At 75.3% G+C, this 12,131-nt stretch carries 14 protein-coding genes; 6 read left to right on the plus strand and 8 right to left on the minus strand.

The features are described from left to right. Positions 1–67: 67 nt before the first annotated feature. The 5 genes from ACQ86J_RS37690 to ACQ86J_RS37710 all read right to left on the minus strand — a co-directional run bounded on the left by ACQ86J_RS37690 (position 68) and on the right by ACQ86J_RS37710 (position 3,447). Positions 68–361 carry a hypothetical protein gene (locus ACQ86J_RS37690; RefSeq protein WP_431269490.1) on the minus strand — a complete coding sequence of 98 codons (294 nt, stop codon included), beginning with the start codon at positions 359–361 and terminating at the stop codon, positions 68–70. Beyond that, the gene (locus tag ACQ86J_RS37695; RefSeq protein WP_431269491.1) at positions 283–1,248 is read right to left on the minus strand and encodes an MFS transporter; all 966 of its coding nucleotides are present in this window, start codon (positions 1,246–1,248) and stop codon (positions 283–285) included. Before ACQ86J_RS37695 ends, ACQ86J_RS37690 begins: the two co-directional genes overlap by 79 nt. A 12-nt stretch (positions 1,249–1,260) precedes the next feature. Further along, on the minus strand, positions 1,261–2,022 hold the full coding sequence (locus tag ACQ86J_RS37700) for an SDR family NAD(P)-dependent oxidoreductase (RefSeq protein ID WP_431269492.1): 762 nt from the start codon (positions 2,020–2,022) through the stop codon (positions 1,261–1,263). 142 nt (positions 2,023–2,164) lie between these two features. Continuing rightward, the gene (locus ACQ86J_RS37705) at positions 2,165–2,485 is read right to left on the minus strand and encodes a hypothetical protein (protein ID WP_431269493.1); all 321 of its coding nucleotides are present in this window, start codon (positions 2,483–2,485) and stop codon (positions 2,165–2,167) included. Further along, a complete protein-coding gene (locus tag ACQ86J_RS37710) occupies positions 2,461–3,447 on the minus strand; it encodes a hypothetical protein (RefSeq protein ID WP_431269494.1) in 987 nt (328 codons plus the stop codon). The genes ACQ86J_RS37705 and ACQ86J_RS37710 overlap by 25 nt, the downstream gene beginning before the upstream one ends. Before the next feature lie 465 nt (positions 3,448–3,912). On the opposite strand from ACQ86J_RS37710, the gene ACQ86J_RS37715 reads away from it, so the two are divergent. From ACQ86J_RS37715 to ACQ86J_RS37730, 4 genes are all read left to right on the plus strand, one after another. Next, entirely contained in the window at positions 3,913–5,028 is a 1,116-nt protein-coding gene (locus ACQ86J_RS37715) for a glycosyltransferase family 4 protein (RefSeq protein ID WP_431269495.1), read from the plus strand. Between the two features lie 304 nt (positions 5,029–5,332). Then, positions 5,333–5,983 (plus strand): hypothetical protein, encoded by a 651-nt coding sequence (locus ACQ86J_RS37720; RefSeq protein WP_431269496.1) that lies wholly within the window; start codon positions 5,333–5,335, stop codon positions 5,981–5,983. Continuing rightward, positions 5,980–7,116 carry a glycosyltransferase gene (locus tag ACQ86J_RS37725; RefSeq protein WP_431269497.1) on the plus strand — a complete coding sequence of 379 codons (1,137 nt, stop codon included), beginning with the start codon at positions 5,980–5,982 and terminating at the stop codon, positions 7,114–7,116. Before ACQ86J_RS37720 ends, ACQ86J_RS37725 begins: the two co-directional genes overlap by 4 nt. Before the next feature lie 140 nt (positions 7,117–7,256). Beyond that, positions 7,257–8,693 (plus strand): NAD-dependent succinate-semialdehyde dehydrogenase, encoded by a 1,437-nt coding sequence (locus ACQ86J_RS37730; RefSeq protein ID WP_431269498.1) that lies wholly within the window; start codon positions 7,257–7,259, stop codon positions 8,691–8,693. A gap of 99 nt (positions 8,694–8,792) precedes the next feature. Here ACQ86J_RS37730 and ACQ86J_RS37735 read toward each other — a convergent pair whose 3' ends face one another. The 3 genes from ACQ86J_RS37735 to ACQ86J_RS37745 are packed head-to-tail and all read right to left on the minus strand — an operon-like array spanning position 8,793 to position 10,302. Then, positions 8,793–9,515 (minus strand): substrate-binding domain-containing protein, encoded by a 723-nt coding sequence (locus ACQ86J_RS37735; protein WP_431269499.1) that lies wholly within the window; start codon positions 9,513–9,515, stop codon positions 8,793–8,795. Positions 9,516–9,526: 11 nt separating this feature from the next. Beyond that, positions 9,527–9,871: an SDR family NAD(P)-dependent oxidoreductase gene (locus ACQ86J_RS37740; RefSeq protein WP_431272686.1), complete on the minus strand. Its 345-nt coding sequence runs from the start codon at positions 9,869–9,871 to the stop codon at positions 9,527–9,529. Next, positions 9,796–10,302, minus strand: coding sequence for an SDR family NAD(P)-dependent oxidoreductase (locus ACQ86J_RS37745; protein WP_431269500.1), 507 nt, complete (start codon positions 10,300–10,302; stop codon positions 9,796–9,798). Before ACQ86J_RS37745 ends, ACQ86J_RS37740 begins: the two co-directional genes overlap by 76 nt. Before the next feature lie 66 nt (positions 10,303–10,368). On the opposite strand from ACQ86J_RS37745, the gene ACQ86J_RS37750 reads away from it, so the two are divergent. Next, a complete protein-coding gene (locus ACQ86J_RS37750; RefSeq protein WP_431269501.1) occupies positions 10,369–11,016 on the plus strand; it encodes a histidine phosphatase family protein in 648 nt (215 codons plus the stop codon). A 51-nt stretch (positions 11,017–11,067) separates the two neighbouring features. After that, complete coding sequence (locus ACQ86J_RS37755) at positions 11,068–12,039, plus strand: Bug family tripartite tricarboxylate transporter substrate binding protein (protein ID WP_431269502.1); 972 nt, start codon at positions 11,068–11,070, stop codon at positions 12,037–12,039. Positions 12,040–12,131 lie beyond the last annotated feature (92 nt).

Consider the following 12,131-nt stretch of genomic DNA (forward strand, 5'->3'; position numbering starts at 1 on the left):
AAATCACAAGTTCGTGAATGTGCGTAAACGCACATTTTCTTAACAAAAGCCGAATACAGCCCGGAATTCAGCGCGCAGGACGCGAATTTCGCCAGGCAATCGCCACGCCTGCAGCCGGCAGCAGCGCCAGCAGGGCGAATCCGGTGGCATAGGATCCCGCCATGCCGATCAGGCCGCCAAGCAGGGAAGGGCCGACCACGACTCCGGCGAAGGCCACGGCCAGCACCCCGCCCGCTGCCTCCCCGGCGCGGCCGGGCGCCGCCAGCCTCGCCGCCTCGGCCATCAGCACCCCGTTCCAGCCGGCGGCGCTGCCGCCCAGCAGGCCGAACAGCCCGACCACCGCGGCCTCGGGCCAGGCCATGGCCAGCGGCAGCAGCAGGCCACCGGCGACGGTGACGGCGCCGATCGCCGCCAGGGTCCGCATACCGTCGCCCCAGGCATCGGCGACCACGCCCCAGCCCAGCCGGGCCGCGGCGCCCATCGCCTGGGTGACCGCCGCGACGGCGCCGGCCGCCACCGGGCTCCAGCCGATTCCTCGACCAGCATCGTCACGGTGTAGGCCCCGAGCGCCAGCTGGAAGCCGGAATAGAGCGCCGAGATGGCGGCCAGCCCGGCCATGCCAGGCTGGTCGCGCAGCGCCCGCCAGCCGCCGCCGGCCCCAGCGCCGAGCCGCGCCGCCGGGTCACGCTCGGCCGCCCAGGGGCGGTGGAAGGCGCCGAAGCCCAGCGCCGCAAGCAGCAGCAGCAGGGCCACCGCCAGCACCGCGCCGCGCCAGCCGAGCCCGGCGGCGAGCGAGGGCAGCAGCAGCCCGGCCAGGGCGCCGCCGATCGGCACCCCGGTCTGCTTCACTGCGAAGACCATGTTGCGGCGGCGCGGCGGGGCCAGCCGGGCCAGCACCTCGGTGGCCGCCGGGTTTGTCAGGCCATAGCCGAAGCCGATCAGGAAGGAGCCCAGCACCGCGCCCGCCAGCCCCGCGGCCAGCACGCCGAGGCAGGCGAGCCCCGCCGCCGCCAGCGCCAGCTGGGTGCAGCGGGCCGAGCCGAAGCGCCGCAGCGCCCCGGCCGAGAGCATCGAGGTCACGCTGGCGGCGAGGTAGACGCAGGCCACCTGCCAGCCGATCCAGTGCGGTGCGGCGCCGAGGTCGCGCGCGGCGATCGGGGCCAGGACCGGCAGCAGGAAGACGGTCAGCGTCGCCAGCGCCTGCGCCGCGGTGGTCGCCGCCAGCGCCGCGCCGAGCCCGCCGAGCATGCCGCCGCGGCCCTATTGCGGCGGCAGCCGCAGCCCGCCGTCGAGCCGGATGGCCTCCCCGTTCAGCATCGGGTTGCCGGCGATCGCCAGCACGAGCCGGGCGAAATCCGCGGCCTCGCCCAGCCGCTTCGGGAAGAGCGGCAGCTTCAGCAGGGCGTCGCGCGCCGGGTCGGGCAGGCCGGCCAGCATCGGCGTCTCCATCAGCCCAGGCGCGATCGTCATCACCCGGATGCCGCTCCGCGCCAGCTCGCGCGCCGCCGGCAGCGCCAGCCCGACCACGCCGGCCTTGCTGGCGGCATAGGCGCATTGGCCGAACTGGCCTTCATAGGCCGCGATCGAGGCGGTGTTGACGATCAGGCCGCGCTCCCCGTCGGGACCGGCGGGCTGTTCCGCCTGCATCCGCTCGGCGGCCAGCCGCAGCAGGTTGAAGGTGCCGATCAGGTTGACGCGAATGACCTTCTCGAACAGCGCCAGGTCGTGCGGCCCGTCGCGGCCGACCACGCGGGCCGGCGGCGCGATGCCGGCGCAGGAGACCGCGAGCCGGATGGGCCCGAGCTTCGCCGCCGCATCCAGCGCCGCGCCCACCGCCGCGGGATCGGCCACGTCGCCAGCCGCCGCGACCCCGCCAATCCGGGCGGCCACGGCCTCGGCCGCCTCGGCGCGCATGTCGAGCACCACGACGCGGGCCCCGGCCGCCGCCAGCGCCTCGGCCGTCGCGGCGCCGAGCCCGGAGCCGCCGCCGGTGACGAGGGCTGCGATACCGTTGAGTTCCATGCCGCGTCCCCTGGCTTTGCCCTGGGTCGGAAAACTCCGCCCAAAGCCCCGCCGGGTCAACGCGTCGGGCGGCGCCGCTGCAGCGCGTTGTTTCGGTGGCAGGTTCACGCGACCGGGCGTCCATGCCCTCCCGCGGTCCGACCTAGTCGGCGTATTCGAAGACGACGCGGGAGACCGCGAAGGACAGCTGCCGCCGGTCACCGCTGGCGCCGTCCTCGGCCGGGCTGCCGCCGGTCAGGCTGGCCAGCCGCAGCAGCCGCAGGGGCTGCGGACCCTCGGGGTGGGTCAGCCGCACCGCGAAGGCGCCGTCGCCCTGCGCGCGCACCACCACCTCGGCCGCTGCCGCATCGAGCTGCGCGGTGAGCGCGGGCGCGTCGGCCCGGTAGAGGTGGCAGACATCGAGCGTGACGCTGGCGACCCGCCGGTCGGGCGCCGGGTTCAGCAGCAGGCCGCGCGGTCCCATCCAGCGGAAGCTGCCGCTTGGGTAGATCTCCTCGCGGTGCCAGCCGGCGCCGAACAGCGCCGCCCTCGGGCGGCACCGCGAGCTGCCGCGCGGTCAGGTCCAGGGCCGGATCGCCGGCCCGGACCGGCCCGGCGGTCTCCAGCAGCGCCCGCAGCGCATCCGGCTCGCGGCCCGGGGCGGCGGCCAGCCGGTCCAGCAGCAGGCGTCGCCGCGGCGACGACGAAGGCATCGATCCGCTCCTGCTGCAGCGCCAACTGCCGTTGCAGCGTCGCCTGCAGCGCCTGCTGCGCGGCGGCGGCCTCGTCCTCCATCTGGCGGATGCGGCCCTCGAGCTCGGCCAGCCGCCGTTCGGCCTCGCCCACGCCGCTGCGGCCCCAGGCGAAGCTGCCGGCCGGCGCATCCTGGCCGACCAGCATCAGCGTCACGGAGAGGCCGGCTTCGGTCAGGTCGGCCGGCAGGATCGGCATGGCGAAGCGGAAGGCGCAGCCGCCCTCGGGCAGCGCGATCGGCGGATCGGCCGCGACGATGCGCGCCCCCGCGCCGTTGATCCGGGCATAGAGCACCGGGTCGAGCAGGCCGTTGCGTGCCTCCCTTCCCGTGCCGCGCAGCACACCGTGGTCGAGCCGCAGGTCCTCGATGCGCATGTCGGGCGGGCCGAGCAGCGACAGCGCCGCCTCCGCGGAGTCGATTCGCCAGGGCGCCGCCAGGTCGGGGCCATCGGGCGCCGTCGCCAGCCGCAGCTCGGCCGGCAGGGGCACCCGCGGCAGGCGTTCGACCGGGATGTCGATCACCGCCCCTTCGCGCAGCGGACCGTCGAGCCGGCATCGCCCGACCTCGATCCCGCGGCAGTACAGCCGCAGCGGCGCGTCGCTGCCGAAGGCGCGGATGGTCCGCAGGCTGAGGCCGTCGCGGCTCAAGCCGACGGCGAGGAACGGAAAATAGCCAGCCTGGATGCCATCCATCGCGGCGCGCTACCATGACACCGGGGCCGCCACAAGGAACGAGTTCCCTGGACAGCAACCGGTGCGCGGCCTAACCGCCCGATGACGACGCTGCCTGGACATTCCCCTTTCCGATGACGCCCGCGCGCAACGGCCTGACCGTCTGGACGCCCCTGCCGCCGGAGCGGAACGGGATCGCCGACTACAGTGCCTGCCTGCTCGGCGGACTGGCCGCGCATTACGATTGCCGGGCCGCCTGCGAGGACTGGCTGGGCCTGGCGCCCGCGGGCATCCCGGTGATCGATCCGGCACTGGCGCATCGCGACGCCGGCCCGCGCGTGCTGCACCAGCTCGGCAACAACCCCGGCCATGGCTTCGTGTTGCGCGGGCTGCGCGGCATGCCTGGTGTGACCACGCTGCACGATCCCGGCCTGCTCCACCTGCACGAGACGATGGGCGCGGATCTCGGCGACGATCCGCGCCGGGATGATGGCCGCGCTGCCTGGCCTCGCCGCGGTCTACGCGCGGCAGCAGCGCGAGCACGGCATCCAGACCCGCGCCAACCACCTGCTGTTCGACCTGGCCGGCGAGGTGCTGGCGCGCTCGCGCGCCGTCGTCGTGCACTCAGCCTATGCGCGCAACCGGCTGCGGCTGTCGCATGGGCCGGCGGCGACGGCGCATGTCGCGGTCATCCCGCATTTCCTGCCGCCCGGCGCGATGCCCGACCGCGCCGCGGCGCGGGCCCGGCTCGGCCTGCCGCAGGACGGGTTCCTGGTGCTGACCGCCGGCTTCGCCACCGCGGCCAAGCGCTTCGACTGGCTGATCGAGGCGCTCGCCATCGCCATCGGCCAGGGCGCCGCGCCGCGCTGGATCCATGCCGGCGCCGAGCGGGCGGAGGAATACGCGCTGAGCGCGGCGATCGCCGAGCGGCCCGCGGTCGCGGCGGTGGCCACGGTCACCGGCTATCTCGACGAAGCGGCGCTCGACGACCACATCGCCGCGGCGGATGTGCTGGTGAACCTGCGCTTCCCATCGGTCGGCGAGAGCTCCGGCTCGCTTGCGCGCGCCTTCGCCGCCGGCACCTGCTGCATCGTCTCCGACACCGCCGCCTATGCCGAGCTGCCGCGCGACGCGGTGCTGCACCTGCCGCTGACCGGCAGCGTCGGGCTGCTGGCGCAGGTGCTGCGTGCGCTGGCGGCCGAGCCGTCGCGGGCCGCGGCGATCGGCGCGTGCGGCCGCCGCCATGCCGAGGCGGAGATGGCGCTGCCGGGCGTCGCCGCGCGCTACCGCGACGTCATCGAGGATACGCTCACCCGCCCGGTGGCGGCGGCCGCGCCGCGCGGCCCGGTGCCGCGCCTCGTGGTCGAGGCCGGGCCCGGGCTGCAGACCGGCGACCTCGAGGCCGCGGTCGCCGGGCGGCGGGGCGCCTGCCGGCTGCTGCTCGCGGTGCCCGACCTCGCCGCGCTGGCCGACCTGACGCTCGACCGGCCGGGGCTGCTGGGCGGGCTGCTGCCGCGCGCCGCCCGGCTGCGCGCGGTCCGGGTCGAGGCCGCGCCGCAGCCCGGCCTGCTGCTCGACCTCGAGCTCGGCGACGCGCCATGAGCGCTGCCGCGGTCCTCGCCAGCCTGCTGCGGGAAGCGCTGCCGGAGGCCCCGCTGCTCGATTTCGGCCTGCCCGCCGGGCGTGTCTTCCCGTGGTGGCCGGGCGCCCGCTGCGGCGTCGCCGATCCCGCCGCGCTGCCGCCGGCCGAGGCCGCGCTGCTGCGCCGCTTTCGCCAGGGGCCGGCCGGGCTGCCGGTCTGCGGCTTCGATGCGGCGGCGGATGCGGCGGTGCTGGCGGGCGCGCCGGCGGTGCTCGGCGGGGCGGGCGCGCCGCTGCTGGTGCTGGACGGGCCGGCCCCGCCGCGATGGCCCCGCTGCTGGCGGCCGGGGCCATGCTGCTGCAGCACGGCCAGACCGAAGGCATGGCCCCGCCGCCCGGCCCGCCGCGCGGCCGCATCATGCTGCTCGGCGGCAGCGTCGCCCGGATCGAGCGCTGGGACCTCCTGCTGCCGGCGGCACAGCTCCAGCCGGTCTTCGGCCGGCTGCAGGACGCGGCGCAGCGCCTTGCGGCGGATCTCGGCGGCGCCGCGCAGTGGCAGGTCGGCGGCCGGATGGTGATGGAGCACCTGGCCAGCCTCGGCATGCTGTCGCTCGGCACGGAGCAGCTGCCGCCGCTGCGCCTGCCGGGCGCGGCGCTGCCGCACGACCTCCCGATCCTCGCCGCGGGGCCGGACCTGCCGCTGGGCATGGCGCGGCAAGTGCGGCTGCTGCTGGGCGCGCTGCCGGCCCGGCCGGCTTGGCTGCGGCTGCGGCTGCGGGGGATCAACCCGGACCTGATGCCGGGGCTGTTCCTCGATGGCCTGCGGCTGGACGCCCAGCTTCGGCCGGCGGGGATGGAATGGCTGCTGGAGGCTCCGGTGCGGCTGCGGCCCGACCGCGCCGCGGTGGTCGGCCTGGCGCTGCCGGAGGCGTCGCCGCCCGGCGCGGCGCTGCTCGGGCTGGAGGTCGGGCCATGAGCCCCGGCGCGGGCCGGGCGCCCCGGCTGCTGGTGGTCTCGCCGGCGCCGTCCCACCCGGCGGACCAGGGCAATCCGGCCCGTATCCAGGCGCTCGGCGCGGCGTTGATGGCGCGCGGCGTGGCCTGCGACTTCCTCTACTACGCGACCGAGGGCTGCAGCCCGGCGCAGCGCGCGGCAATGGCCGGGTTCTGGCACGCGCTGCACGTCCTGCCGCCGGTGCCGACCGGGCCGATGGGCATGCCCGGCCTCTGGGCGCTCGACGACTGGTGCGACGCCGCGGTGGTCGAGCATGTGGCGGCGCTGCAGCGCCGCTGGCGCTATGACGCGGTGCTGGTGAACTATGTCTGGATGTCGCGGGTGCTGGAGGCGGTGCCCGGGGCCTACCGGATCATCGACACCCACGACCTGTTCGGCGACCGGCACCTGGTGGCGCTGGCGGCCGGCATCGACCCTTCCTGGTTCTTCACCTCGGTCAAGGAGGAGGGGCGGGGGCTCGGCCGCGCCGACCTCGTGCTGGCGGTCCAGGAGGAGGAGGCGGAGACGTTGCGGCAGCGCAGCCCGACGCCGGTGGCGACCGTCGGTCACCTGCCGCCGCTCGCCTTCCTCGAGGCCGCGCCGCCGCAGCGCCTGCGGGCGCCCTTCGGCTATCTCGGCAGCGCCAATCCCTGGAACTTCGCCTCGGTCCGCGCGCTCGACGCGGCGCTGCTGGGAGAGGTCGGGTTGCCCTGGCTGCTGGCCGGGCGGATCCTGCAGCGGCGCGACCTGGCGCTGGCCAGCGCGCCGCTGCTGATGCCGCAGGTGCCGGAGCCCGCCGACTTCTACCAATCGGTCGATTGCGTGCTCAACCCGATGGTCCCGGGCACCGGGCTGAAGATCAAGACGGTAGAGGCGCTGGCGCATGGCCGGCCGGTGCTCGGCACCCGGCACGCCTTCTCCGGCCTGCCGGCGGAGCATCCGGGACACCGCGCCGCGGATGTGCCGGAGGTGGTGGCGTTGATGCGCGCCTGGCGCGACAGCGCGGCCTTCCGGGCCGGGCTGGCCCGCGCATCGCGGCTGATGGCGCTGCGCTATGCGGCAGACCTGGCGAGGCAGCACGACGCGCTGGCGGCACGGCTGCATGCCCTGGTCTGACGCCGCACCGGCCTTAATCGTTCACTCCGGCGGAATATAACGAGGCGGCTCGGGCGGCCCCATTGCCCGCGGCGCCCGGCGCGGCCAAAGTGCGGCCCCCAGATCGCCCCGGCCCCAGGCCGGGGATGGAGGAGACCCCAATGGCCTATCCGAATGTCCAGCTCTACATCAACGGCGAATGGCGCAATGCCCGCTCCGGCCGCTCCTCACCGGTCCTCAACCCTGCGACGGAGGAGGTGATCGGCACCTTCGCGCATGCCGGCAAGGACGACCTGGACGAGGCGCTCGAGGCGGCCGACAAGGGCTTCGCGCTGTGGAAGAAGGTCTCGGCCTTCGAGCGTTCGAAGCTGATGCGCAAGGCCGCCGACCTGCTGCGCGCCCGCGCCGGCGACATCGCCGTGCTGATGACGCAGGAGCAGGGCAAGCCGGTGCCCGAGGCGAAGATGGAGGTGCTGGCCGGCGCCGACGTCATCGACTGGTTCGCCGAAGAGGCCCGCCGCGCCTATGGCCGCGTCATCCCGGCCCGCGCCGAGGGCATCTACCAGCTGGTGATCAAGGAGCCGGTCGGCCCGGTCGCCGCCTTCACCCCCTGGAACTTCCCGATCAACCAGGTGGTCCGCAAGCTCTCCGCGGCGATCGCCACCGGCTGCTCGATCATCGTCAAGGCGCCGGAGGACACGCCGGCCTCGCCGGCCGAGCTGATCCGCTGCTTCGCCGATGCCGGCCTGCCGGCCGGCGTGATGAACCTGGTCTATGGCGACCCGGCCGAGATCAGCGAGTACCTGATCCCGCACCCGGTGATCCGCAAGGTGACCTTCACGGGCTCCACCCCCGTGGGCAAGCAGCTCGCGGCGCTGGCCGGCAAGCACATGAAGCGGGTGACGATGGAGCTCGGCGGCCATGCGCCGGCGATCGTCTTCGACGATGCCGACCTCGACCTCGCGGCGAAGACCCTGGCGGCGGCCAAGTTCCGCAATGCCGGCCAGGTCTGCGTCTCGCCCACGCGCTTCCTGGTGCAGGAGGCGATGTACGAGCCCTTCGTCGACAAGTTCGTCGCCGCCGCCAAGGCGATCAAGGTCGGCAACGGCATGGAGGAGGGGACCCAGATGGGCCCGCTCGTGCATGACCGCCGCATCCCCTGGGTGGACGGGCTGATGGCCGATGCGCGGCAGCGCGGCGCCGAGGTCCGCACCGGCGGCGAGCGGATCGGCAACAAGGGCTACTTCTACCAGCCGACCGTGCTGACCGGCGTCGGCAAGGACGCCCGGATGATGAACGAGGAACCCTTCGCCCCGGTCGCCATGATCGCGTCGTTCAAGGACTTCGACGAGGTGGTCGAGGAGGCCAACCGGCTGCCCTACGGCCTGGCGAGCTACGCCTTCACCCGCAGCGCCAAGACCGCGAACGCGCTCGCGGCCAAGGTCGAGAGCGGGATGATGACGATCAACCATCTCGGCCTGGCGTTGCCGGAAGTGCCCTTCGGCGGCATCAAGGACAGCGGCTACGGCTCGGAAGGCGGGTCGGAGGCGATCGAGGCCTACCTCAACACGAAGTTCGTGTCGCAGGCGGGTCTCTGAGGCCGGACCGGATCGCGGAAGGGCGGCGACGCCCGGACGCGTGAATCCGGTCCGCGGAATATCCTTGGCGTGGGGGTTCGTCCCCACGCTGTGTGACCATCACCCCTCGACGCCCGCGGCGTCGAGGGCGCGCCGCGCCTCCGGCCCCGTCAGGAAGCGCAGCAGCGCGGCACCGTCGCGGCCGGGCAGCCCCGCCGCGCCATAGGCGGTGGTATTTTGCAGCCCGGGCGGCAGCGGGCCGAGATAGCGCAGCCCCGGCACCAGCCTGATCTCGGTGACCGCCCCGAAGCCGATTTCCCGCCCCGTGCCGTGCAGCAGGTGTTCCATTACCTCGGCGCCGGTCGCGTAGCGCCGCGCCTTGGGCGCCACCACCGCCGTCAGCCCCAGCCGCTCGAAGAGCCGGTCCATGTAGAGCCCGGTCGAGGCGCGGTTGAAGACCAGCGCATCGGCCTGCTCGACCGCGGCGCGCAGCGTCTCGGCATCGCGGATCGCCGGCTCCGGCGCGCCGGGCCGCACCGCCACGCCGACGCCGACCTTGCCGAGCGGCACGACCGGGCCGGAGAGCCGGCCGCCGAACTCGGCCAGCAGGGCCAGCGGGGCTACCAGGATGTCGGGCGTCTCGCCGCCGAGAATCCGCTCCCGCAGCTGCGGCGCGGTGGCGTAGGCGATCCGCACCGGCGGGCTGCCCGCGGCGCGGAAGGCCTCGACCGCCGCCGCCAGCCCCGGCTCGACCGCACCACCGCTGAGGAGGCTGATCTCCGCGGCCCGCGCCGCCGGCGCGGCCAGCAGCGGCGCGAGGGCGAGCAGGGCGCGGCGCCGCATTGGGTGGCGCCTCATGCCGGCGGGGCGATCCAGTTGTGCAGCGCCAGGCCGCCATCCACCACGAGCGTCGTGCCGGTGACGTAGGCGGAGAAGCGCTCGGCCAGCAGCCCGACTGCGGCGCGCGCCACGTCCTCCGGCCCGCCCAGCCGTCCCAGCGCGATCTTCGCCGCCAGCGCCGGATTGGCCTGGAAGCCGCCGCCGGCGATCGCGCCCGGGGCGATCGCGTTCACCCGGATGCCATGCGGGCCGAGGATGCGGGCGAACTCCTTCATCACCATGGTCAACCCGGCCTTGCTGGCGCTGTAGTGCGGCAGGTTGCGCGGGCTTTCCGCATGCAGGGAGGTGACGAAGACGATGCGCCCGGGGGCCCCGCCGCCCGCGTGTCCCGCATGTGCCGGCCGGCGAGCTGGCCGAGCTGGAAGCCGGCCTCGAGGTTCACCCCGACCATGGCGCGCCAGGCCTCGGCCGTGACCTCGAGCGCCGTCTCGCTCTCCTGCCGCCGCGGGCTGGCGCAATGCACCAGGATGCTGAGCCGGCCGAGCGCCGCCTGCGCCGCGGCGAACAGCGTCTCCGCCCCGCCCGGCGCGCCGAGGTCGGCGGCGATGAAGCGGGCGTCGTGGCCGGCTTGGCGCAGCGCGGCGGCGGTCGCCTCCCCGGCTTCGGCATTGAGGTCGGCGAGGACGACGCGGGCGCCCTCCGCCGCCAGCGCCTCGGCGGTGGCGCGGCCGATGCCGTTGGCGGCCCCGGTGACCAGCGCGGTGTCGCCCGCGAGCAAGGCATCCGTCATGCTGCGTGTCCTTCTCTCCCCGGCATCCTGATTGGCCCGAAGCCTCGGCTGCGGCAAGCTGCGCCCGTGCCGCTGCCCCGTCGCCTGCTGCCTGCCTTCCTGCTGCCCGGCCCCGCCATGGCGCAGGTCCGACCGCGCCCGGTTCCGGCCGAGGCGCCCGAGGGCGCGGCGCTGGTCGCCCTGCTGCGCGAGGGCGGGCTGGTGCTGTTCTTCCGCCATGCCGATACCCGCGGCGAGCCCTGCGACCGCAGCTTCCGCATCGGCGACCGCGCGGGGCAGCGCAACCTGGCGCCGGAGGGCCGCGCCCAGGCGGTGCGGCTCGGCGCCCGGATGGCGGCGCTCGGCATCCCCGTCGCCGCGCCCGTCCTGGCCGGCCCGGTCTTCCGCGCCCGCGACACCGCAGAGCTTGCCTTCGGCACGGCGCGGGTCGAGGTCACCGACGGCCTGCTGGCGGACGACCACGCCGCTGCCCGGCTGGACTGGGTGCTTGCCGAGCACCGCCGGCTATTCGCCGCGCCGGCGCCGCCGGGCGGCAACCGCGTGCTGGTCGGGCACCGCACGCCGGCCATCATGGTGCTGGGCGATGCGGTCGCCGGGCGGGCCTTCCCGGAGGGCGCGGCACTGGTGGTGCGGCCGGGCGGGGAGGGGGTCGCGCTGCTCGGCATCCTCATGCTCGCGCCGCTGCCGGAGGGTGGCTTCCACGCCTGCGGGTAGGTTGCGCGGGAGTCGAGCGGCGGCTCTACTCGGCGGCGGGGAGGCCGGGACATGGCAGAGGGATTCGGGCGGCGCGCCGCCTTCGCGCTGGCCGCGGCGCCGCTCACGGCGCGGGCGCAGGAGAGGTTCCCCGACCGGCCGGTCCGGCTGATCGTGCCCTTCCCGCCGGGCGGGCCGGTGGATGCCGCGGCTAGGATCGTGGCGCAGGCGCTGGCGCCGCTGCTCGGCCAGCAGGTGGTGGTGGAGAACCGCTCCGGCGCCGGCGGCTCGGTCGGCATCGATGCCGTGGCCAAGGCGGCACCGGACGGCCTGACCCTGGCGCTCGGCTCGACCGGCGCGGTCGCGGTGAATGTCAGCCTGATCCCGAGCCTTCCCTACGATCCGCGGCGCGACCTCCTCCCGGTCGGCATGGTCTCCGGCGTGCCCTCGCTGCTGGTGGTCCGGCCCGGCCTGCCGGTGCGCGACATGGCCGGGCTTCTGGCGCTGGTGCGGCAGCAGCCGGGCAAGCTGACCTTCGCCAGCACCGGGCCGGGCGGCACGCCGCACTTGGCCTCCGAGCTGCTGAAGCTCAGGGCCGGGCTCGACATCGTCCATGTCGCCTATCGCGGCGCGGCGCCGGCCATCACCGCGCTGCTGGGGAACGAGGTGGACATGGCCTTCCTCGACCTTTCGGTGCTGCTGCCGCATGTGCGGGACGGCGCGCTGCGCGCATTGGCCCTGGCCGCCGCGGCGCGCGCGCCCGCCTTGCCCGAGGTGCCGACGGTCGCCGAGGCCGGCATCGCCGGGGTCGAGGTGGAGAACTGGTATGCGGTGATGGCGCCGGCCCGCATCCCGGCCGAGCGGCTGGCGGTGCTGTCTTCGGCGCTGCGCGACGCCCTGGCGCAGCCCGAGACCGCGGCGCGCTTCACCGCGCAGGGCGCCCGCGTGATTGGCGGCACGCCGGCCGAGGCCGGCGCCTTCATCGCCGCCGAGATCGACCGCTGGGGCGAGGTGGTCCGCCGCGCCGACATTAAGCCCGACTGACACCACCGCTTGCGGCGGAGCCCCCGCCACCGGCACCCTGGTCCCCTGGGAGAACGAGGAAACCGCCATGCTGGAGAAATTCCATCCGCGTC

It is taken from the genome of Dankookia sp. P2 (genome assembly GCF_050632255.1).
Classification (GTDB): Bacteria; Pseudomonadota; Alphaproteobacteria; order Acetobacterales; family Acetobacteraceae; genus Paracraurococcus.